At 64.7% G+C, this 20,225-nt stretch carries 22 protein-coding genes; 10 read left to right on the top strand and 12 right to left on the bottom strand.

Annotation, left to right across the window (positions count from 1 at the left end; genetic code table 11):
• Positions 1-8: 8 nt before the first annotated feature.
• The 6 genes from DW2_RS11530 to DW2_RS11500 form a co-directional block, all read right to left on the bottom strand.
• Positions 9-833: an ABC transporter ATP-binding protein gene (locus DW2_RS11530; protein WP_038146632.1), complete on the bottom strand. Its 825-nt coding sequence runs from the start codon at positions 831-833 to the stop codon at positions 9-11.
• Positions 834-889: 56 nt separating this feature from the next.
• Entirely contained in the window at positions 890-2,176 is a 1,287-nt protein-coding gene (locus DW2_RS11525; RefSeq protein ID WP_051855925.1) for an ABC transporter substrate-binding protein, read from the bottom strand.
• Positions 2,177-2,252: 76 nt separating this feature from the next.
• Positions 2,253-3,329, bottom strand: coding sequence for a branched-chain amino acid ABC transporter permease (locus DW2_RS11520; protein WP_038146629.1), 1,077 nt, complete (start codon positions 3,327-3,329; stop codon positions 2,253-2,255).
• Between the two features lie 356 nt (positions 3,330-3,685).
• A complete protein-coding gene (locus DW2_RS11510) occupies positions 3,686-4,675 on the bottom strand; it encodes a branched-chain amino acid ABC transporter permease (RefSeq protein ID WP_038146626.1) in 990 nt (329 codons plus the stop codon).
• A 38-nt stretch (positions 4,676-4,713) separates the two neighbouring features.
• Positions 4,714-5,535: an ABC transporter ATP-binding protein gene (locus tag DW2_RS11505; protein WP_038146624.1), complete on the bottom strand. Its 822-nt coding sequence runs from the start codon at positions 5,533-5,535 to the stop codon at positions 4,714-4,716.
• A complete protein-coding gene (locus DW2_RS11500; RefSeq protein WP_038146622.1) occupies positions 5,532-7,508 on the bottom strand; it encodes a long-chain fatty acid--CoA ligase in 1,977 nt (658 codons plus the stop codon). Before DW2_RS11500 ends, DW2_RS11505 begins: the two co-directional genes overlap by 4 nt.
• A 212-nt stretch (positions 7,509-7,720) precedes the next feature.
• Between DW2_RS11500 and DW2_RS11495 the strand changes: the two genes are divergently transcribed.
• From DW2_RS11495 to DW2_RS11485, 3 genes are all read left to right on the top strand, one after another.
• Positions 7,721-9,625, top strand: coding sequence for a hybrid sensor histidine kinase/response regulator (locus tag DW2_RS11495; protein WP_156102953.1), 1,905 nt, complete (start codon positions 7,721-7,723; stop codon positions 9,623-9,625).
• Entirely contained in the window at positions 9,622-10,332 is a 711-nt protein-coding gene (locus tag DW2_RS11490; RefSeq protein WP_038146621.1) for a response regulator transcription factor, read from the top strand. The genes DW2_RS11495 and DW2_RS11490 overlap by 4 nt, the downstream gene beginning before the upstream one ends.
• Before the next feature lie 84 nt (positions 10,333-10,416).
• Positions 10,417-10,674, top strand: a complete 258-nt coding sequence (locus DW2_RS11485; protein WP_051855922.1) for a WGR domain-containing protein — start codon at positions 10,417-10,419, stop codon at positions 10,672-10,674.
• A gap of 22 nt (positions 10,675-10,696) precedes the next feature.
• Here DW2_RS11485 and DW2_RS11480 read toward each other — a convergent pair whose 3' ends face one another.
• From DW2_RS11480 to folK, 4 genes are all read right to left on the bottom strand, one after another.
• The gene (locus tag DW2_RS11480; protein ID WP_038146619.1) at positions 10,697-11,347 is read right to left on the bottom strand and encodes a DUF2062 domain-containing protein; all 651 of its coding nucleotides are present in this window, start codon (positions 11,345-11,347) and stop codon (positions 10,697-10,699) included.
• Between the two features lie 40 nt (positions 11,348-11,387).
• The gene (locus DW2_RS11475; protein ID WP_038146617.1) at positions 11,388-13,514 is read right to left on the bottom strand and encodes a RelA/SpoT family protein; all 2,127 of its coding nucleotides are present in this window, start codon (positions 13,512-13,514) and stop codon (positions 11,388-11,390) included.
• Between the two features lie 27 nt (positions 13,515-13,541).
• Entirely contained in the window at positions 13,542-13,898 is a 357-nt protein-coding gene (rpoZ, locus tag DW2_RS11470) for a DNA-directed RNA polymerase subunit omega (RefSeq protein WP_038146614.1), read from the bottom strand.
• A 66-nt stretch (positions 13,899-13,964) separates the two neighbouring features.
• On the bottom strand, positions 13,965-14,546 hold the full coding sequence (folK, locus tag DW2_RS11465; RefSeq protein ID WP_038146613.1) for a 2-amino-4-hydroxy-6-hydroxymethyldihydropteridine diphosphokinase: 582 nt from the start codon (positions 14,544-14,546) through the stop codon (positions 13,965-13,967).
• Positions 14,547-14,697: 151 nt separating this feature from the next.
• On the opposite strand from folK, the gene DW2_RS11460 reads away from it, so the two are divergent.
• The 7 genes from DW2_RS11460 (at position 14,698) to DW2_RS11430 (ending at position 18,953) form a co-directional block, all read left to right on the top strand.
• Positions 14,698-15,261 carry a LabA-like NYN domain-containing protein gene (locus tag DW2_RS11460; protein ID WP_038146612.1) on the top strand — a complete coding sequence of 188 codons (564 nt, stop codon included), beginning with the start codon at positions 14,698-14,700 and terminating at the stop codon, positions 15,259-15,261.
• Between the two features lie 87 nt (positions 15,262-15,348).
• Entirely contained in the window at positions 15,349-15,795 is a 447-nt protein-coding gene (locus DW2_RS11455; RefSeq protein WP_038146610.1) for a YqaA family protein, read from the top strand.
• A 62-nt stretch (positions 15,796-15,857) separates the two neighbouring features.
• Positions 15,858-16,805 carry a 4-hydroxy-3-methylbut-2-enyl diphosphate reductase gene (gene ispH / locus DW2_RS11450; RefSeq protein ID WP_038146608.1) on the top strand — a complete coding sequence of 316 codons (948 nt, stop codon included), beginning with the start codon at positions 15,858-15,860 and terminating at the stop codon, positions 16,803-16,805.
• Positions 16,805-17,233 carry a DUF3429 domain-containing protein gene (locus DW2_RS11445; RefSeq protein WP_038146606.1) on the top strand — a complete coding sequence of 143 codons (429 nt, stop codon included), beginning with the start codon at positions 16,805-16,807 and terminating at the stop codon, positions 17,231-17,233. The genes ispH and DW2_RS11445 overlap by 1 nt, the downstream gene beginning before the upstream one ends.
• Before the next feature lie 4 nt (positions 17,234-17,237).
• A complete protein-coding gene (locus DW2_RS11440; RefSeq protein WP_038146604.1) occupies positions 17,238-17,843 on the top strand; it encodes a glutathione S-transferase family protein in 606 nt (201 codons plus the stop codon).
• Positions 17,836-18,300 (top strand): ribonuclease HI, encoded by a 465-nt coding sequence (rnhA, locus tag DW2_RS11435; RefSeq protein WP_038146601.1) that lies wholly within the window; start codon positions 17,836-17,838, stop codon positions 18,298-18,300. The genes DW2_RS11440 and rnhA overlap by 8 nt, the downstream gene beginning before the upstream one ends.
• Positions 18,297-18,953, top strand: coding sequence for a trimeric intracellular cation channel family protein (locus tag DW2_RS11430; RefSeq protein ID WP_051855919.1), 657 nt, complete (start codon positions 18,297-18,299; stop codon positions 18,951-18,953). The genes rnhA and DW2_RS11430 overlap by 4 nt, the downstream gene beginning before the upstream one ends.
• Here DW2_RS11430 and DW2_RS11425 read toward each other — a convergent pair.
• Together DW2_RS11425 and DW2_RS11420 are read right to left on the bottom strand one after the other, a co-directional pair.
• Positions 18,950-19,666, bottom strand: a complete 717-nt coding sequence (locus tag DW2_RS11425; protein WP_038146599.1) for an LrgB family protein — start codon at positions 19,664-19,666, stop codon at positions 18,950-18,952. The two genes, DW2_RS11430 and DW2_RS11425, sit on opposite strands and share 4 nt — an antisense overlap.
• Positions 19,659-20,015, bottom strand: a complete 357-nt coding sequence (locus DW2_RS11420; RefSeq protein ID WP_038146597.1) for a CidA/LrgA family protein — start codon at positions 20,013-20,015, stop codon at positions 19,659-19,661. The genes DW2_RS11425 and DW2_RS11420 overlap by 8 nt, the downstream gene beginning before the upstream one ends.
• Between the last annotated feature and the right edge of the window lie 210 nt (positions 20,016-20,225).

The raw sequence follows: 20,225 nt of genomic DNA, 5'->3' as shown, positions 1-20,225 counted from the left end.
CGTTATCGTCAGGCCAGCCAGCGCTTGCGGCGGCGATAACTGCGCACGTCGCGGAAGCTCTTGCGCCCCTCGTCCGACATGCCGAGATAGAATTCCTTCACGTCCGGATTCTCGCGCAGTTCCGCGGCCGGACCGTCCATCACAATGCGCCCGCTCTCGAGGATGTATCCGTAATGGGCATAGCGCAGCGCGACATTGGTGTTCTGCTCGGCCAGGAGGAAGGTCACGCCTTCGTTCTCGTTGACCGATTTCACGATCTCGAAGATCTGCTCCACCAGCTGCGGCGCGAGACCCATCGACGGCTCGTCGAGCAGGATCGTCTCGGGGCGGCTCATCAGCGCGCGACCCATCGCGACCATTTGCTGCTCCCCGCCCGACGTATAGCCGGCCTGCGATCTGCGGCGCTCCTTGAGGCGCGGGAAATAGCTGTAGACCATCTCCAGATCTGCCTGGATCGCGGCGCGCCCATCCTTGCGGGTATAGGCGCCGGTCAGCAGGTTCTCCTCGACGGTCAGGTGTTCGAAACAATGCCGCCCCTCCATCACCTGGATCACGCCCTTGCGTACCAGATCGGCGGGGGAGCCATCCTGCACCCGCTCGCCGCGATAGGTGATCGAGCCTTTCGTCACCTCGCCGCGCTCGGATTTGAGCAGGTTGGAGATCGCCTTGAGGGTCGTGGTCTTGCCCGCCCCGTTGCCGCCCAGAAGCGCGGTGATGCCGCCCTTGGGCACGTTGAGGCTGACGCCCTTCAGCACGAGGATCACGTGGTTGTAGATCACCTCGATATTGTTGACCTCGAGAAGGGTCGTATCGGATTTCGACGCGTCCAGCATGGCTTTCTCCGGGACTTGGGTGTGGCTCCCGGCGCGCACGCCGGGAGCCCTGTCGCTTAGTTGCAGCGTTCGGTGATGTTGTTTTCCTTGGCGAAAGCCGCGGAATCCTCGGCGATCAGCGGGCCAAGCACGTCCTTGTCCGACTCGATCCAGTCCGAGGCCTCGGTCCATTTCTTCGCAGCGGCATCCCACTGGAAGACCTTGGCCGAACCCGGGCCGCCATGGTTGTCGCAGCTCGCCTTGATCGGCTGGGCGAAGTTCGGCAGGCCAAGCTCTTCGAGACGCGCCTCGGTCAGGTCGAGATTCTCGAAACCGTCACGCACTTCCGCCGCATTCACGTTCGACTTGCCGGACATCTCCTGCGCCTTGCGGATCGCTTCCGAGATGATCATCGCCGCATACATGCCGCGCGAATAGAGCATCGTGCCGACCTGATCGCCCGCTCCGCTCGCCTTTCCGGCGTCGATCACGTATTGCTTCAGATCCGCATAGACCGGGTAATCCATGCCGGTGCCGTGGAACGAGAGCGCCTTGTAGCCATTGGCCTTGTCGCCGGCCGGGGCCACGTCGTTCTCGGAACCCGACCACCAGACGCCGATGAAGTGATCCATCGGGAAGCGGATGTTCACGGCTTCCTGGATCGCGACCTGGTTCATCACGCCCCAGCCCCACATCAGCACGTAATCGGGCTTGTCACGACGGATCTGGAGCCATTGCGATTTCTGCTCCTGACCGGGGTGATCGACCGGGATGGTGCTGAGTTCGAAGCCATGCTTCTTCGCCAGCTCCTCAAGCGTGCGGATCGGCTCCTTGCCATAGGCGGAGTTGTGGTAGATCAGCGCGATCTTCTTGCCTTTGATGTCGCCGCCTTCCTGGTCGAGGATGTATTTCATCGCGACCGATGCGCCGTCCCAGTAGTTGGCGGGGAAGTTGAAGACCCACTCGAAGACCTTGCCGTTGGCGGCGGAGGTTCGTCCATAGCCGGGGGTATAGAGCGTGATGCCGTCGGCGGTCACTTTCGGGATCAGCTGGTAGGTGATGCCGGTCGAAAGCGGGTTATAGGCCAGCGCGCCGTTCCCCTTGGTCGACTCGTAGCATTCCACACCCTTCTCGGTGTTGTAGGCGGTCTCGCATTCCGGGTTCGCGACCTTCTCGCCGCCGATCCCGCCATCGCGTTCGTTCAGAAGCGTGAAATAGTCGTTGAAGCCGTCGGCATAGGGAATGCCGTTCGCGGCATAGGGGCCGGTACGATAGCTGAGATTGGGCACGACCAGCTCGGCGAATGCCGGGGCCGTGGTCAGCGTCAGCGCCGCTGCGACCAAAGCAGTCAAGGTCTTCTTCATTGGGTTCTCCTCCCAGAGCGGTATCGATTATGTGCCGGGCTTGTCCCGGTTCTTGGACTTGTTGGGCGGCCCCGCCTCAGTGCGGGAAGGGCCAAAGCCGGAGCTTCTCTTTCGCGACGCGCCAGAGCTGGGCGAGGCCATGCGGTTCGGCGATCAGGAAGACCACGATCAGCCCGCCCACGATCATCAGCTCGATATGGGCGGCAAGATCGGTCGGCCATCCGAGCGTGCCCACGAGCACGTTCTTGAGGAAGACCGGCAGCAGCACGAGGAAGGCCGCTCCCGCGAAGCTGCCGAAGATCGAGCCCAGGCCGCCGATGATCACCATGAAGAGGATGAGGAAGGACTTCTGGATGCCGAAGGCCTCGCCCACCTCGGCCGCGCCGAGATAGACCGCGAAGAACAGCGCGCCCGCGATGCCGATGAAGAAGGACGAAACCGCGAAGGCGGAGAGCTTCGTGGTCAGCGGATTCACCCCGATGATCTCGGCCGCGATATCCATGTCGCGGATCGCCATCCACTTCCGGCCCACGGTGCCGCGGGTGAGGTTGCGCGCGACCAGCGCCACGAGCGTCAGCATCACCAGGCAGAACAGGTATTTCGCCATCGCGGAAGTCTGTGCCCCCGTGACGAAGACGCCGAAGATCGTCCGGTCCGGGGCGTTGATCTGGCCCGAGGCCGAGTAGTTGTAGAACCACGGCACCTTGTTGAAGAGCCAGACGAGGAAGAACTGCGCCGCCAGTGTCGCCACCGCGAGATAGAAGCCCTTGATCCGCAGCGACGGCAGCCCGAAGAGCACGCCGACCGCGGCGGTGATGCCGCCCGCGAGAATCACATGGATGAAGATCGAGACTTCGGGGAAGGCGGTCATCAGCTTGTAGACGGCATAGGCGCCCACGGCCATGAAACCGCCGGTCCCGAGCGACACCTGCCCGGCATAGCCGACGAGGATGTTCAGCCCGATCGCCGCGATCGCGTAGATCAGGAAGGGCACCGCAACCGCGTTCGCCCAGTAATCGTTGATGAAGAGCGGCACGACACCGAAGGCGATGGCCAGCACCGCGAAGTAGCGGAGCCGGTCGAACTTGATCGGAAAGGTCTGGCTGTCCTCCCCGTAGGACGTCTTGAAATCACCTGCTTCGCGGTAGAACATCAGCCTCTCCCTTTCCCGAGGGAGAGTGCGATCCCTCCCGTCAGCAGCCGCGCCGAATCCTCAGCCAGGACCAGAGCCCGGCTCCGGCGCCGAGCGCCGCCAACGCGATATTGAGTGTTTGAAGTTGCGTGGGCTCCTCCGGCGGAGCGGCCAGAGCGATCCAGCCGAAGGCAAGCGCTGCCCCCCAGCCGATCGTGAATATGGTGGCACAGACTTTCACGGGTAACGGTCCTCCCAATGCTCGTCACGCGCACGCGACAGCGGGCTCCCTCCCCGTTTACGCCGCGGCATGTGACAGCTTGTCGCACCGCCATTAACCGATCAACATCTTTTTCACGCTGCAATTGCATCATCGCTCAGACCCTCTCGATGATCTTCTCGCCGAACAGGCCTTGCGGACGGAACACGAGGAAGACGAGGGCAAGCACATAGGCGAACCAGTTCTCGGTCGCCCCGCCGAGGAAGGGCGCGCCGATCAGCAGTTCGAAGAGCTTCTCGCCCACGCCGATGATCAGACCGCCCACGATGGCGCCCGGGATCGAGGTGAACCCACCCAGCATCAGCACCGGAAGCGCCTTCAGCGCGATCAGCGAGAGCGAGAACTGCACGCCCGATTTCGAGCCCCACATCACGCCCGCGACCAGCGCCACGAAGCCCGCGATCGACCAGACGAGGATCCAGATGAAGCGCAGCGAGATCCCGACAGAAAGCGCCGCCTGGTGGTCATCGGCCACCGCGCGCAGCGCCCGGCCCTGTTTCGAAAATTGCGAAAACAGCGTGAGCGCCGTCACCAGCAGCACCGCCACGACGGAGGCGACGATGTCGAGATTGTCGATGAAGAAGCCGTAGCCGAACCAGTTATAGGTGGTGTTGTCGATCATCTCGTTGAGACCCTGCGGCAGGCCGACGTCGAGCGTCTTGATGTCCGAGCCCCACATCACGTCCCCGAACCCTTCGAGGAAATAGGCCATTCCGATCGTCGCCATGAAAAGGATGATCGGCGCCTGGTTCACCAGGTGTTTGAGCACAAGCTTCTCGATGATGATCGCGAGAACCACCATCACCGCCGCGGTCAGCAGGATCGCCAGCAGAGCGGGAATCTCCCATGGGAAATTGGTGTAATGCTTGCCGGTCATCGCGTTGATGAGATGGGCGAAGGGCACCTGCCCCCTCTGGATGCCCACCAGCGTCAGCGCGGCGAAGAGGGCGAGCACGCCCTGCGCATAGTTGAAGATGCCCGACGCCTTGAAGATCAGGACGAAGCCCAGGGCCACGAGCGCATAGAGCACGCCCGCCATCAGCCCGTTGAGCGTCACCTCGGCGGCATAGAGAACGATATCAGGCATGGCGGGCCTCCGATGTCTGAGTTGCGATGCGGATGGTCTCAGTCATGGGCCACCCCCAGATAGGCGTCGATCACGTCTTGATTGGTGCGCACCTCGTCGGGTGTGCCGTCACCGATCTTCTTGCCGTAATCCATCACGACGACCCGGTCGGAGAGGTCCATCACGACGCCCATATCGTGTTCGATCAGGACGATGGTGGTGCCGAACTCGTCATTCACGTCGAGGATGAAGCGGCTCATGTCCTCTTTCTCTTCGACGTTCATCCCGGCCATCGGCTCGTCGAGCAGCAGGATCTTCGGCTCGGCGGCAAGCGCGCGCGCGAGTTCAACCCGCTTCTTGAGACCATAGGGAAGACGGCCCACGGGCGTTTTCCGGATATTCTGGATCTCGAGGAAGTCGATGATCTTCTCGACCTTCTCGCGATGCTCGTACTCTTCCTGAGCCGCGCCCGACCACCACCAAGCGGCCTGGCTCAGGAGCCCCTTCTTCATCAGGGTCAACCGGCCGGTCAGGATGTTGTCGAGCACCGACATGCCGTCGAAAAGCGCGATGTTCTGGAAGGTCCGGGCGATGCCGAGCCGGGCGACCTGATAGGGCCGCATCGGCCCGCGCTTGACGCCCTTGAACCAGACCTCGCCCTCGGTCGGGACGTAGAATCCCGAGATGACGTTCAGCATCGAGGATTTCCCGGCCCCGTTCGGGCCGATGATCGCGCGGATCTCGCCCGCGCGGACATCGAAGGAGATATCCTTGATCGCCGTCACGCCGCCGAATTTCAGCGTGATGTTCTTCATCTCCATGAGAACGCCACCGATCTGGCGGCCGTCGGCGGTGACGTAGCCGTCGCTCATATCGTTCATTCCGCAGCCTCCGCCATTGGTCCCGCCGGAACGGTCTTCGCATCCTCGATCCGCAGGGTGGCCTTGATCTTGCCCTTGCGGCCGTCCTCGTAGGTGACTTCCGTTTCGGTGTAGATCTCGTCGCGCCCGGCATAGAGCGCCTCGATCAGATCGCCGAACTTCTCGGCGATGATGTTGCGGCGCACCTTGCGGGTCCGGGTCAGCTCGCCGTCATCCGCGTCGAGCTCCTTGTGCAGGATCAGGAAGCGGTGGATCTGGCAGCCCGAGAGCATCGGGTCCTCGGCCACGCTCGCATTCACCTCCTCGACATGCTCGCGGATCATCTCGTAGACGCGCGGATGCCCGGCGAGCTCCTGATAGGAGGCGTAGGAGATGTTGTTGCGCTCGGCCCAGTTCCCCACCGCCGTCAGGTCGATATTGATGAAGGCGGTGCAGCGATCCTTGCCCGCGCCGAAGACCACCGCCTCGAGGATCGAGGGGTAGAATTTCAGCTTATTTTCCATGTACTTGGGCGCGAACAAACGGCCGTCGGCCAGCTTGCCCACATCCTTCGCACGGTCGATGATCCGCAGATGGCCGGTATCTTCCTCGAAGAAGCCCGCATCGCCGGTCGCAACCCAGCCTTCGGGATCCTTGGTCGAGGCCGTGCTCTCGGCATTCTTGTAATATTCCACGAAAGTGCCGGGCGAGCGGTAATAGACCTCGCCATTCTCGCCGATCTTCACCTCGACGCCCGGGCTCGGCACGCCGACCGTATCCGCGCGCACTTCGCCATCGGGCTGCTGGGTGATGAAGACCGAGGCCTCGGTCTGACCGTAGAGCTGCTTCAGGTTGATGCCGAGCGAGCGGTAGAAGGAGAAGATCTCCGGCCCGATCGCCTCGCCCGCGGTGTAGCCCACGCGGATGCGCGAGAAGCCGAGCGTGTTCTTGAGCGGCCCGTAGATGAAGAGATTCCCGAACGCGTAAGAGATACGTCTGCCGAAGCTCACCGGCTTGCCGTCGAGAATGTCGGGCCCCACGTCGCGGGCGACTTTCATGTAGTGATCGAAAAGCCGTTTCTTCAACTTGCCCGCATCTTCCATGCGGATCATCACGCTCGTGAGCTGGTTCTCGAAGACCCGCGGCGGAGCGAAGAAATAGGTCGGCCCGATCTCGCGCAGGTCGATCATCATCGTCTCGGGGCTTTCCGGGCAGTTCACGGTGAACCCGGACCAATAGGCCTGCCCGATCGAGAAGATGAAATCGCCCACCCATGCCATCGGAAGGTAGGCGAGCACCTCGTCATTGTGGTTGAGATGGTCGAATTCGCTCGACGCCTTCGCGGTCTCGATGATGTTGCGGTTCGACAGAACCACGCCTTTCGGCTTGCCGGTGGTGCCCGACGTGTAGAGCATCACGCAGGTGCTGTCGTAATCGAGCTCGGCGATCCGCTTGTCGAGTTCCGTCTCGTAACGGTGATGCCCCGCACGGCCTTCCCGCTGCACATCCTCGAGCGCGTTCATCCGGGCATGGTCGTATTTCCGCATCCCGCGCTTGTCGGTATAGGTCACATGGGTGATCGTGTGGATCCGGTCCTCGATCTCGACGATCTTGTCGACCTGCTCCTGATCGCCGCAGACCACGAAACGCGCGCCGCAATGCTCCATCACATAGGCCATCTCGTCGGCGGCCGCGTCCTGATAGAGCGGCACCGGCACCGCGCCGCACATCTGCGCCGCGACCATCGCCCAGTAATGCGCCGGACGGTTGCGTCCGATGATGGCGATGTAATCCCCGCGCTCCACGCCGAGACTCAGGAAACCGAGCGCCATCGCGCGGATTTCCTCCGCGGTCTCGGCCCAGGTCCAGCTTTGCCAGATTCCGAATTCCTTTTCGCGATAGGCGGGATAGCCGCCATATCGGGCTACGTTCCGCGCCAAGAGCGCAGGAATCGACTGGGCAGAATCCTGCCCCTTCGCGACTGCGTCAGCCAAATTTTCCTCCCTCGCGCCGGTTGACCGGCGTCCCTCTCCGCAACGGGGCGAATCCTCCGCGCCCAGTTCGGCATGGGGTGAGGCTGGCTGTCAAAGTTTTCGTGATCTTTTCGCGATTGTAACGAATTCTTTCCGCGCATCGCTGCGCAGCGAAACGGGCTTTGCGCGCGCGCGCCCCGGTGCTACGCAAACAGGATGCCGGGGAGGAAAAGGTGATCGAGACGAGCCGGGAAAGGCTGACCCAGGCGGGGTTGAACCTGATCGGGCAGGCCCTGTCGATCTTCGACAGCGACCTGCGGCTCGCGGTGTCGAACCGGCAGTATCAGCTGATGTTCGACCTTCCCGACGCGCTTACGCAACCGGGCGCCACCTTCGAGGATACGATCCGCTACCTTGTCACGCGCGGCGAATACGGCCCCGTGGAGGATGTCGAGGCGTCGGTGCGCGATCGCGTGGAGACCGCCAGCGCCTTCGAGCCGCATTACATGGAACGCACCCGCCCCAACGGCCGGACGATCTCGGTCGAGGGGGCGCCACTGCCGCAGGGCGGCTGGGTCACGGTCTATACCGACATCACCGAGATCAAGCGACAGGAAGCGCTGCTGCGCGGGCGTTCCGAGGAACTCTCGGACCAGCTTCTCGATCACGCGGAGGCGCTGGCGGCCGCGAACCGGGCGCTCGCGGCGACCAATGCGGCGCTTGAGGAAACCTCGCGGGAGCTGGCGCGAACCGAGGCCCGCACCCGGCAGGTGACCGAGATGATGCCGGCCCATATCGCCCATGTGGACCAGGACTTCGTCTATACATTCTCGAACCGGCGCCTGTCCTCGGTGATGCCGGGTTCGCTGGCCGATGTGGTGGGCCACCATGCGCGCGAGGCGCTCGGCCCCGAGACCTTCACCAAGGTCGAGGCGAATTTCGAGCGCGCGCTCGGGGGCGAGGCAAACGTCCTCGAGATCACCCACGACCCGTCGGGCCGCCGCATCCGCGTGGCGCTCACACCCGATCGCGGCGCGGATGGAGAGGTGCATGGCGTCTTCATCCTGTCGACGGACGTGACCCATGAGGCCCAGGCGCGCGCCGCGCTCGCGCAGGCGAGCAAGCGCGAACTGGCGGCGAAGCTTTCCTCGGGGCTCGCCCATGATTTCGCCAATCTCCTCACGATCATCCTCGGGCTTCAGGGCCGGCTCGAACGGATGGAGGGCCTGCCTGCGGATGCCAATGAAGCGATCCGCGCGACCCTTGCGGCGGCGCGCCGCGGCGGCACGCTTCTCGACCGGATCGCCGCGATATCCGGCCCGCGCGAGCTGCGTCCGCAAGCCGTGATCCTCGCCGATATGCTCGACGATCTGGCCGCGATGGCGGGGCCGACGCTGCACGAGCCGGTGACGCTCGATATCGAGATCGCAGGTCTCGAGGCGCCTATCCTGCTCGATCCCGGCCCGTTGCAGGACAGCCTGTTGAATCTCATCCTCAACGCGAATGACGCGATGCGCGAGACCGGCGGCACGATCCGCATCGCCGCGCATCCGGTCCGCGACACCTGGGTCGAGATATCCGTGCGCGACGAGGGGCCGGGCTTTTCGCCAGAGGCGCTCGCCCACGCGCTCGATCCCTTCTTCACCACCAAGGGCAGCGAAGGCTCGGGGCTAGGCCTGTCGATGGTCTATGACCAGACCAAGCTCGCCGGCGGTACGGTCCGGCTGCGCAACACCGCCGATGGCGCGCAGGTCACGCTACGCCTGCCGCTTCGGATCGCGGAGGCGCAACCCGCGCCGCTGCTGGTGCTTCTGGTGGAGGATAACGAGGAGATCCGCGCCGTGACCCGCGACATGCTGCGCGGGCTCGATCATACCGTCGTCGAGGCCGGCTCGGTGGCCGAGGCCGAGGCACTTCTGCAACTGCCCGATATCGGCGCGGTGCTCTCCGATATCCAGCTTCCCGGAGGTCGAACGGGGGTGGACCTCGCGCGCGCCATCGGCGATCAGATCCCGGTGATCCTGATGACCTCGCTGCCGCCCGGTGATGCCTTGCGCGCGCAGGCGCCCTGCCCGGTCATCCAGAAACCCTTCTCCGCGGGGCAGCTCGCCGCGCATCTGTCCGGAGTCCGTCGATGAGCGCAGACCAGCCTCTTGTCGCCATTCTCGATGACGAGCCGGAAATCCGCCGGATGCTCGCGGATGCGCTGGAGGAGGCGGGGTTCCGGACCACCAGCTATGCGCGCGCGACCGAGTTCGAGGCGGGCCTCAAGCGCTCTTCGCCCGATGTCTGCCTCGTGGATCTCGGACTGCCCGACCGGGACGGGCTCGCGCTCGTGCACCGGCTGGCGCTCGAATCCGGAGCCGCGATCATCATCATCTCGGGGCGCGCGCAGGTGCAGGACCGGGTGACCGGGCTCGAACTGGGCGCCGACGACTACATCATCAAGCCCTTCGACCCGACCGAGGTGGTCGCCCGGATCCGGGCCCGGCTGCGCAAGGGACGCGGCGAGGCGCAACCCACCGCGCAAACCGCGCGCTTCGCCGGCTGGACCGCGCATTTCGACCGCTTCCTTCTGGTCGACGAGGCGGGCCACGAAACCTCCTTCTCCCATGCCGAGGGCGAGGTGCTGCGGCTGTTCCTCGAAAGCCCCAACCGCCTGATCACCCGGGCGCAGATGCAGGAGAGCCTCGGCGGGGCCGCGGGCGAGAGTTTCGACCGGGCGATGGATGTGCGGATCTCGCGGCTCCGGACCAAGCTCGGCGAGGACCCGAAGAACCCCCGGCTCATCAAGACGATCTACGGGGCGGGCTACATCTTCCTCGGCGATGTCCGCTGGGGCTGAGCCACGGCGCGTTAACTCTTTTTTCCTAGCCAAGCGCCGGCACGTCTGATTCAATTCACGAAACCGCGATCTCGGAGCACTGCCATGCTCAACCTCATTCTTCACCGGCCCGGCGCACGGCGTTTCTACCGCGTCGAGGTCTCGGACAATCTCTTCGGGGAATACACCGTGCTGCGCGAATGGGGCATTCGCGGCCATGACGGGCGGCAATGCCTGCGCTGGTTCTCGAATCTCCGCGACGCGGTCGCGGCAGCCGAAACCTTCCGCCGCAAGGCCCAGAGACGCGGCTATTGCCTGAGCGAAGCGCTGGCAGCGCAAGGGCTCCGGCGCGCGCCGCGGTGACGCCTGCGGCAGCCCTGCGGCCTCACTCCTTGCCCTTTTCCTCGCGCTTGATCTTGGAGCGGATCTTCTCGAGCCGCGCCTTGAGCCGCGAACGGCGGCGGTTCTGATAGGCGGTGATGATCGGCAGCGAGACGTAATAGCAGACCGTCGCCGCGATCACGCCGGGGATGATCCCGCCCACCAGATAGGGCAACCAGACATCCGCGAAGAACCGTTGCAACCCGCCCCATTCGGCGCGGTCGGGCGTGAACATGGCCCAGAAATTGTGGAGCAGATCGTGGCTTGCGGCCTGGAAGGTCTGCAACAGCCCCTCGGGCGGGCCGCCGCGATCGAACCGGTCACCGAGGATCTTGTGGCCGAGCTTGACCGAGAAGACCGCGATGATCGGAAAGGTGATCGGATTGCCGAAGAAGGTGGCAAGGATCGCCGCGAGGATGTTGCCGCGCATGATCCAGGCAACCGTGGCGGCGGTCACGAAATGGAAGCCGAAAAGCGGTGTGAAGGACACGAACACCCCGGCCCAGACGCCGCGCGCGATACGGTGAGGCCGATCGGGCAGCCGGTTCACGCGATGCTTCACATATTGGAAGGCACGCGACCATCCCGAACGGGGCCAGACCGCCTCGCGCAGGTTCGCCCATAACCCCCTCTTCTCGCGCCGCCTGAAGACCAAGTCTTGTGTCCTTTCCCCCCTCCCCCGACGGCGTTTTGCGTCAGGGTTTGCGCGACAGCTCCCTGACGCGCTCCACCTGCGCGACGTCGCTCTCCGCCTCGAGCGCCGTCAACAGGCGGTGCATATGCTCTGCATCGCATAGCTCGACCTCGGCCAGAAGCGAATAGAAATCGGGCTTCCGGTCGGTAAATTTGAGGTCCGAGATATTGGCCTTCTGCTGGCCGATCAAGGTACAGATCCGCCCCAGCACCCCCGCGTCGTTCGCGATCGTGATCTTGAGCATCGCGGTATAGACCGGCGGATGGCGGCCCGTCTTCCAGTGCAGATCGACCCAGCGTTCCGGCTGGTCCTCGAATTCCTCGAGCGCCGGACAGTCGATCGCGTGGATCACGACGCCCCGCCCGCGATAGGTGATGCCCACGATCCGCTCACCGGGCAGCGGCTGGCAGCAATCGGCGCGGCGGAAGGTCTGGTCGGCGCCGAGACCGAGCACGGCGCGGGTCGGCTCGACCTCGGTCTCGCTCTGGCTCGAAGCCAGTTCGGGATAGAGCGCCTCGAGCACATCCGATGCCGCAAGCTCGGCGGAACCGAGCCGGGCGAGCACCTCGTCCTCGTCGGCGAGCCCGAGCGTTTTGGCCGCGGTGCGCAGCGCCTTGTCCGAGACCTTGCGCCCGACATGTTCGAAAGCCACCCGCGCAAGCTCGTGGCCGAGCTTGATGAAGCGGTCGCGGTCTTCCTCGCGCAGGCTCTTGCGGATCGCGGCCTTCGCGCGACCCGTCGCCACGATGTCGAGCCAGGTCAGCTGCGGGCGCTGACCGGCGGCCGTGATCACCTCGACGGACTGGCCGTTCTTGAGCCGGGTCCAGAGCGGCACGCGGATCCCGTCGACCTTCGCGCCGACGCAGGAATTGCCGATCCGCGTATGGATCGCATAGGCGAAGTCGATCGGGGTCGCGCCCTTGGGCAGTTTCACCACGTCCCCCTTGGGGGTGAAGCAGAAGACCTGATCGGAATACATCTCGAGTTTGACGTTCTCGAGAAATTCGTCGTGGTCGCCCTCGCCCTCGGAAAACCGTTCATTGAGAGAGGCGAGCCATTTCGCCGGATCGACCGCGAAGGGGTTCTGGGCCCGCTCGCCATCCCGATAGGACCAATGCGCGGCGACGCCTGCCTCGGCCACCTCGTGCATCTGCCGGGTGCGGATCTGCACCTCGACGCGCTTGCCGTCGCGCCCCGACACGGTGGTGTGGATCGAGCGGTAGCCGTTCGATTTCGGCTGGCTGATGTAATCCTTGAACCGGCCGGGCACCGCGCGCCAGCGATGATGGATCAGGCCGAGCACCCGGTAGCAATCCATCTCGGTCCGGGTGATGACGCGGAAGCCGTAGATGTCGGACAGGCGCGAGAAGGTGAGCTGCTTCTCCTCCATCTTGCGCCAGATCGAATAGGGGCGCTTCGCACGGCCGAAGACATCGGCGTCGATCCCTTCCTCTTCGAGCAAGTGCCGGATATCGGCCGTGATCTTCGGGATGACGTCACCCGCATCCTTCTGCAGGCTCACGAAGCGGCGAATGATCGAGGTGCGCGCCTCGTGGTTGAGCACCTTGAAGGCGAGATCCTCGAGCTCCTCGCGCATCCACTGCATACCCATCCTACCCGCGAGCGGCGCGTAGATCTCCATCGTCTCGCGCGCCTTCTGGGCCTGCTTCTCGGGCCGCATCGCGCGGATCGTGCGCATGTTGTGCAGCCGGTCGGCGAGCTTGACGAGGATCACCCGCAGATCCTTCGACATCGCCATGAAGAGCTTGCGGAAGTTCTCGGCCTGCTTCGAGGCTGCGTTCGACAGTTGCAGATTGGTGAGTTTGGTAACCCCGTCGACCAGTTCCGCGATCTCCTCGCCGAAGATCCGCGCGACCTCGGAATAGGTCGAACGGGTATCCTCGATCGTGTCGTGCAGGAGGGCGGTGACGATGGACGCATCGTCGAGCCGCTGTTCGGTCAGGATCGCGGCGACCGCGACGGGGTGGGAGAAATAGGGCTCGCCGGAATGCCGGAACTGCCCGTCATGCATGTCCTTACCGTAGGCATAGGCCTTGCGGATCAGATCGGCATCGGTCTTCGGATTGTAATTGCGAACGAGCGCGATCAGGTCTTCGACGTCGATCATGCGCGCTCGTTCCGGATCGTAAGAGGATTACTCGCGGCCCTGCGCGTCCATCAGGGCGCGCAGCATGCGCTCTTCGGACATGTCGTCCTCGACGGCGCGATCGGGGGTCTCGCCACCCATCAGCATCGCCATCGAATCCTCTTCGGGCTCGTCGATCTCGATCTGGGTCTGGTTGCTCTCGATGAGACGCTCGCGCAGATCCTCGGCCGACTGGGTCTCGTCGGCAATCTCGCGCAGGGCGACGACCGGGTTCTTGTCGTTGTCGCGATCGACGCTGATCGGCGCGCCGGCCGCGATCTCGCGCGCGCGGTGCGACGCCAGCATCACCAGCTCGAAGCGGTTCGGAACCTTGTCAACGCAATCTTCAACCGTCACGCGGGCCATGGGTCTCTCCAGAAGAACTCGGATTGAACCGCCTACTTAGGCGCTGCAGGCGCGAAACACAAGCGGTCATTGGGCCGAATGGGCCTCGAGAAGCGGCCGGATCGCGGCTTTTTCATTCTCGGGCAGCGCTTCGAGCATCTCGACGACGCTCAGGCCGGACACGGGATGACGCCAGAGCGGGGCGATATCGGCGAGGGGAATCAGCACGAAGGCGCGATCCTGAAGCCGCGGATGCGGCAAAACAAGGTGATCGGGCGCCTCGACGAGCTGCGCCTGCGGTGAAAGGTCACGCCATTTCGCATAGACCGTCGGATCGGGCAGAACCGCGTCACCCATCGCGATCAGATCGAGATCGATGCCCCGCGCCTGCCAGCGTCCCTCGCGTACCCGGCCGAATTCCGCCTCGATTTCATGCAGGATCTGGAGCACCTCGCCCGGGGACCTGTCGGAGGCCAACCTGCAGCAGGCATTGAGGTAATCCGGCCCGGACCCCGACGGGACCGCGGGTGTGGCGAAGAACCGACTGACCGCCTGCAGGGACAAGCCGCGCGCTGCCATTTCGCCCAACGCGGCCCGGAGCGTCGCGTCGGGCAATCCTGCATTGCTCGGCATATTCGCGCCGAGCGCAATATACAAATCATTGTCCATATAGACAGTTTTCGCTCCGGTCGCAAAATGCGATATGTCGAATGTTAAATCGTGGAGCGCCCAGCTCATACGTGCTGAGTTGATTATGTTCAATTGGTTCGCACATTCAAACTGATTTCGGGCGCCGACTTCACCTGTGTATGAGGACTTAATGTTCTACAAGGACGAACGGCTGGCCCTGTTTATCGACGGCTCCAATCTTTACGCGGCGGCGAAAGCCCTGGGTTTCGACATCGACTACAAATTGCTGCGGCAGGAATTCGAACGCAGGGGCAAGCTCCTGCGGGCCTTCTACTATACCGCGCTTCTCGAGAACGAAGAGTATTCGCCGATCCGCCCGCTGGTCGACTGGCTGAACTACAACGGCTACGCGATGGTGACGAAGCCTGCCAAGGAATACACCGACTCGATGGGACGCAGGAAGGTGAAGGGCAACATGGATATCGAGCTGGCGGTCGATGCGATGGAACTCGCACCGCGCCTCGACCATATCGTGCTGTTCTCGGGCGACGGCGATTTCCGCCCGCTGGTCGAAAGCCTCCAGCGTCAGGGCTGCCGCGTCTCGGTGGTCTCGACCATCCGCAGCCAACCACCGATGATCGCGGATGAGCTGCGTCGCCAGGCCGACAACTTCATCGAACTCGACGCGCTTCGCGAAGTGATCGGTCGCCCGCCGCGCGAGACGCGCGAAGAGGAAACCGCCGAAACGGTCTGATCGAGGCCTGACGCCGGATCAAAAACATGCTTGAAGGGGCGCGCGGGCAAACCGCGCGCCCTTTTCGCTCAACCGGAGCCACGCTCGATGCTCGAGAACGCTTCCCTGATCGGCCTCTTCGTCTCGGCCCTGCTGGCCGCGACCCCGATCCCGTTCCAGTCCGAGATCGTCTTCGTCGGACTGCAGACGGCCGGAACCGCGCCGATCTGGCAGCTGATCCTCGTGGGGGCGGTGGGCAACACGATCGGCTCGCTCGTCACCTACGCGCTCGGCTATGGGGTGACGCATTGGCGCGACCGCAAATGGTTTCCCGCGACCGAGGCGCAGCTTGCGCGCGGGCATCGCTGGTTCGAACGCTGGGGCATCGGGCTCCTTCTGCTGAGCTGGGCGCCCGGCGGCGATCTGATCTGCCTCGTGGCGGGCATTTTGCGCATGTCGCTGTGGATCTTCGTGCCGCTGGTCTTTGTCGCCAAGGCGGGCCGCTACGCCGTTCTGGCCTGGTTGACCGCGGGTGCGATCGGCCTGGTGAACTGATCGAACACTGGACGCGGTGGCCTCGGCGTTTTAGGTCTGGGGCCAAGACAAAGGAGAGCGCGATGAAACCGTCCCTGACCCTCTATCTCGCCGCGCCCCGCGGATTCTGCGCGGGCGTCGATCGCGCGATCAAGATCGTGGAAATGGCGCTCGAGAAATGGGGCGCGCCGGTCTATGTCCGCCACGAGATCGTCCATAACAAATACGTCGTGGACACGCTGCGCAAGAAGGGTGCGGTCTTCGTCGAGGAGCTCGACGAATGCCCCGATGACCGGCCGGTGATCTTTTCGGCCCATGGCGTGCCGAAATCGGTGCCGGCCGAGGCCGAGCGGCGCGAGATGATCTTCGTCGATGCGACCTGCCCGCTGGTGAGCAAGGTCCACAAGGAGGCGGAGCGCCACTCGCAGAGCGGCCTACAGATGGTGATGATCGGCCATGCCGGACATCCGGAAGTTCTGGGCACGATGGGCCAGCTGCCCGAGGGCGAGGTGCTGCTGGTCGAAACGGTCGAGGATGTCGCCACGATCACCCCGCGCGATCCCGAGCAGCTTGCCTTCATCACCCAGACCACGCTCTCGGTCGACGATACCGCCGCGATCGTCGCCGCGCTTCAGGCGCGCTTCCCCGCGATCGTCGGCCCGGCCAAGGAAGACATCTGCTACGCCACGACCAACCGTCAGGCCGCGGTGAAGGAAATGGCGCCGCGGATCGACGCGCTTCTGGTGATCGGTGCGCCCAATTCCTCGAATTCGCGTCGTCTCGTCGAGGTCGGCCGCGCCGCCGGCTGTGCCTATGCGCAACTCGTGCAGCGGGCCGAGGATATCGACTGGCGCGCGCTTGAAGGCGCGAAGGCCGTGGGCGTGACCGCAGGCGCAAGCGCCCCCGAGGTCCTGATCGACGAGGTCATCGACGCGTTCCGCGCGCGCTTCGACCTGACCGTCGACCAGATCGAGACCGCGCGCGAGGATATCGAGTTCAAGGTGCCGCGCGTATTGCGGGAGGTCGCGTGATGCGCGGGCTCGGCCCGAAGATCCCGGGCACGGCGCTCGTGCTCGGCCTTGCCGGGCTGATCCCCTTCGTCTGGGGCGTGCTCGCGGTGCAGACCGGCGCCTTCGCGCTCGTGGCGCAGCCCCGCGTCGCGGTTCTGGCCTATGGTCTGATGATCTTCTGCTTCATGGCAGGAAGCCTCTGGGGCTTTGCCGCGAAGGGCGACTGGGACATGGCCTATATCCTCGCCGTCACGCCGGTCCTCGCCTTCATCGCTCTGGTCGCTTTCGGTGTCCCGGTGAATTTCGTGCTGTTGATCGGCTTTCTCGCACTGCTGCCGCTCGACTGGCTCTTCCAGCGCGAGGGGCTCGCGCCTGGCTGGTGGCTGAAACTGCGCATCGGGCTGACCGCGGTGGTCGTGGCCTGTCTGATCGCGCTTGTGCGGGTGTGATCCGATGAAACTCTATTCGATGCCCTCCTCGGGCAACAGCTACAAGCTGCGGCTGCTGCTCGCGCTGCTCGGGCAGGCATATGACCGGATCGACGTGGAATATGGCAGCGCCGCGCTGGCCGAGGCCCATGCGAGCGGCGCGCTCCCCTTCGGCAAAGCCCCCGCCCTGCATCTCGATGACGGGCGTGTGCTCGCGGAATCGAACGCGATCCTGTGCTATCTGGGCGAGGGTACCCCATACATCCCCGCGGATGCGTTCGAGAGGGCGCGGATGCTCAGCTGGATGTTCTGGGAGCAAAACCAGCATGAGGGCGTGATCGCGGTGCGTGCGGCGCTGCTCCAGTATCCCCATCGCAAGGCCGACGCGACGCCCGAGGCGCTCGCGCGCCTGCTCGATCGCGGCAACGGCCTGCTGCAGATCATGGACGACCGTCTGGCCCGGCACGACTGGCTTGCGGGGACCGCGCTGAGCCTCGCGGATATCTGCCTCTATGCCTATACCCACACCGCCGAGACGCGTGGCGGCTATGACCTCTCTCCCTTCCCCGCGCTCCGGAACTGGCTTGCGCGGATCGCTTCTCTCGACGGATATATCGGCCTTCATGACTAAACTCTTCGCCTGGACCGACGGTGCGTGCAGCGGCAATCCCGGCCCCGGAGGCTGGGGTGTTCTGATGCGCGCGATGGATGGCGACCGGATCGTCAAGGAGCGCGAGCTCTCGGGCGGCGAGGCCGAGACCACGAACAATCGCATGGAGCTTCTCGCCGCGATCAACGCGCTCGAAGTGCTGGCGCGTCCGGCCGAGATCACGATCACCACCGACTCCGCCTATGTGAAGAACGGGGTGACCGGCTGGATTCACGGCTGGAAGCGCAATGGCTGGAAGACCGCCGCCCGCAAGCCGGTGAAGAATGTCGATCTCTGGCAACGGCTCGACGAGGCGCAGCGCCGCCATCAGGTGACCTGGGAATGGATCAAGGGCCATGCCGGGCATCCTGAGAACGAGCGCGCCGACGAACTCGCGCGCGCCGGGATGGAGCCCTTCAAGCCGGGCAAGGCCGGATGAGCGCCCTGCCCGCCTGGGCGGCCGATCTGCCGATCGGAGCGGGGCTCGATTATGCGGCGGTTCTGGTCTTCGCGCTCACCGGGGCGCTGGTCGCCTCGCGCCAGCAGCTCGACATCGTCGGCTTCATCTTCATCGCGGCGCTCACCGCCGTTGGCGGCGGCACCCTGCGCGACCTGCTGCTGGGCCGCGACCCGGTCTTCTGGGTCGGCGATCCGACCTATGTTCTGATCGCGGCCGGCGCGGCGGTGGCCGTGTTCTTCACCGCGCATCTTCTGGAGAGCCGCTACCGCGCGCTGCTCTGGCTCGATGCCTGCGCGCTTGCGGTCGCGGTGCCTGCCGGGGTCGCGGTGACGATGCGGCTCGGCCACGGGCCCTCGATCGTGCTGATCATGGGCGTGGTGACCGGCACCTTCGGCGGGCTGATGCGCGATGTCGTATGCAACGAGGTGCCGCTGGTTCTCAAGCAGGGCGAGCTCTATCTCACCTGCGCCTTCGCGGGTGCGGCCTCGGCCTTGATCGCGAGCGGGGCGGGGCTGGACAGTTTCACCGCGCTCCTGATCTGCGGCGGGGTGACCTTCACCCTGCGTGCGGGCTCGCTGTGTTTCGGCTGGCGGCTGCCGGTCTACAAGGCGCGCCCGCCGCGGAATTTCTAACCGAACAGGCTGAGCAGGACGGGGGCGAGAAAGGCGGTCAGCACCGCGTTCAGCCCCATCCCGATCGAGGCGAAGGCGCCTGCGGTCTCGTGCACCTGAAAGGCGCGCGCCGTCCCGATCCCATGCGCAGCCACGCCCACCGCGAGCCCCCGCGCGCGCCAGTCGCGAAAGCGCAGCGCATTGAGCATCGGCGTCACGGTGATGGCCCCGATCATTCCGGTGAGGATCACGAGCGCCGCGGTCAGCGAGGGCTCGCCCCCGAGCTCCTGCGAGATCCCGATCGCGACCGGCGCGGTCACCGATTTCGGCGCGAGCGAGGCCAAGAGTTCCGGCCCCGCCCCCATCGCCTTCGCGATCGCGAGCACCGAGACGATCGCGGTGGCAGAGCCCGCCACCAGCGCCGCGAGGATCGGCAGGGCCGCGCGCCGCACCTTCGGCAGGTTCGCATGGAGCGGCACCGCCAGGCAGACCGTCGCGGGGCCGAGCATGAAATGCACGAATTGCGCGCCGTCGAAGTAACGGTGATAGGGCGTGCCGGTCGCCAGCAGCACGCCCCCGAGCAGGATCACCGCGATCATCACCGGATTGGCGAAAGGATTGCGCCCGACGGCGCGGAAGATCGTGTCGCCGATCCAGTAGGCGACCAGCGTGGCCCAGAGCCACAGGAGCGGCGTTGCGGACAGATAGGACCAGAGCTTGAACGGATCAGTCATCGGCCTTGCTCCCGGTCAGCTTCGCCACCCAGACGAAGGCCGCGGCGCCGACCACGATGGCGAGCATGGTCGAGCCGATCAGCGCGACCAGAACCCCCACCCCATGCGCGCGGAGCGCGTCGAGATGGGCGACGATCCCCACCCCCGCCGGCACGAACAGCAGCGACAGGTGCGAGAGGATGAATTGCGCCACCGGCCGGACGATAGCCTGTATCCGCTCCGAGACGCTCATCGCGACCAGCAGGAAGATCATCCCCAGAACCGGGCCCGGAAGCGGCAGGCCGAGCCCGCGCGAAATCGTCTCGCCGGCAAGCTGGGAGAGAAGGATCAGGGTCAGGGCGGGGATCATGGAAGCCTCCTTGCACGCTGTCCCGATGCTACGGCAGCCGCCGTAAAAGGAAAGGTCGAAGCGGCGCTCGTCTCCACCCGAGATCAAGCTTTCCTGCGCCGCGGCCGACCTTGCGTCACCCGCTCCTGAAGGCCGGTTTGGGCGGGAATACGCCAATATCTTGTGGATAACGGGCGGGGCCCTCCCAGATGAAGGGTGTTTTCGTTGACT

The sequence above is a fragment of the Thioclava atlantica genome, from assembly GCF_000737065.1.
In the GTDB taxonomy this organism is placed as follows: domain Bacteria; phylum Pseudomonadota; class Alphaproteobacteria; order Rhodobacterales; family Rhodobacteraceae; genus Thioclava; species Thioclava atlantica.
Note: the sequence above shows the minus strand (reverse complement) of the source record. Positions and strands in the feature narration are given on the sequence as shown.

Excerpts from the sequence above, each read along its gene's own strand:
- DW2_RS11530 (WP_038146632.1), bottom strand. The coding sequence starts at position 833 with ATGCTGGACGCGTCGAAATCCGATACGACCCTTCTCGAGGTCAACAAT.
- DW2_RS11525 (WP_051855925.1), bottom strand. The coding sequence starts at position 2,176 with ATGAAGAAGACCTTGACTGCTTTGGTCGCAGCGGCGCTGACGCTGACC.
- DW2_RS11520 (WP_038146629.1), bottom strand. The coding sequence starts at position 3,329 with ATGTTCTACCGCGAAGCAGGTGATTTCAAGACGTCCTACGGGGAGGAC.
- DW2_RS11510 (WP_038146626.1), bottom strand. The coding sequence starts at position 4,675 with ATGCCTGATATCGTTCTCTATGCCGCCGAGGTGACGCTCAACGGGCTG.
- DW2_RS11505 (WP_038146624.1), bottom strand. The coding sequence starts at position 5,535 with ATGAACGATATGAGCGACGGCTACGTCACCGCCGACGGCCGCCAGATC.
- DW2_RS11490 (WP_038146621.1), top strand. The coding sequence starts at position 9,622 with ATGAGCGCAGACCAGCCTCTTGTCGCCATTCTCGATGACGAGCCGGAA.
- DW2_RS11485 (WP_051855922.1), top strand. The coding sequence starts at position 10,417 with ATGCTCAACCTCATTCTTCACCGGCCCGGCGCACGGCGTTTCTACCGC.
- DW2_RS11475 (WP_038146617.1), bottom strand. The coding sequence starts at position 13,514 with ATGATCGACGTCGAAGACCTGATCGCGCTCGTTCGCAATTACAATCCG.
- rpoZ (WP_038146614.1), bottom strand. The coding sequence starts at position 13,898 with ATGGCCCGCGTGACGGTTGAAGATTGCGTTGACAAGGTTCCGAACCGC.
- folK (WP_038146613.1), bottom strand. The coding sequence starts at position 14,546 with ATGGACAATGATTTGTATATTGCGCTCGGCGCGAATATGCCGAGCAAT.
- DW2_RS11460 (WP_038146612.1), top strand. The coding sequence starts at position 14,698 with ATGTTCTACAAGGACGAACGGCTGGCCCTGTTTATCGACGGCTCCAAT.
- DW2_RS11455 (WP_038146610.1), top strand. The coding sequence starts at position 15,349 with ATGCTCGAGAACGCTTCCCTGATCGGCCTCTTCGTCTCGGCCCTGCTG.
- ispH (WP_038146608.1), top strand. The coding sequence starts at position 15,858 with ATGAAACCGTCCCTGACCCTCTATCTCGCCGCGCCCCGCGGATTCTGC.
- DW2_RS11445 (WP_038146606.1), top strand. The coding sequence starts at position 16,805 with ATGCGCGGGCTCGGCCCGAAGATCCCGGGCACGGCGCTCGTGCTCGGC.
- DW2_RS11440 (WP_038146604.1), top strand. The coding sequence starts at position 17,238 with ATGAAACTCTATTCGATGCCCTCCTCGGGCAACAGCTACAAGCTGCGG.
- rnhA (WP_038146601.1), top strand. The coding sequence starts at position 17,836 with ATGACTAAACTCTTCGCCTGGACCGACGGTGCGTGCAGCGGCAATCCC.
- DW2_RS11430 (WP_051855919.1), top strand. The coding sequence starts at position 18,297 with ATGAGCGCCCTGCCCGCCTGGGCGGCCGATCTGCCGATCGGAGCGGGG.
- DW2_RS11425 (WP_038146599.1), bottom strand. The coding sequence starts at position 19,666 with ATGACTGATCCGTTCAAGCTCTGGTCCTATCTGTCCGCAACGCCGCTC.
- DW2_RS11420 (WP_038146597.1), bottom strand. The coding sequence starts at position 20,015 with ATGATCCCCGCCCTGACCCTGATCCTTCTCTCCCAGCTTGCCGGCGAG.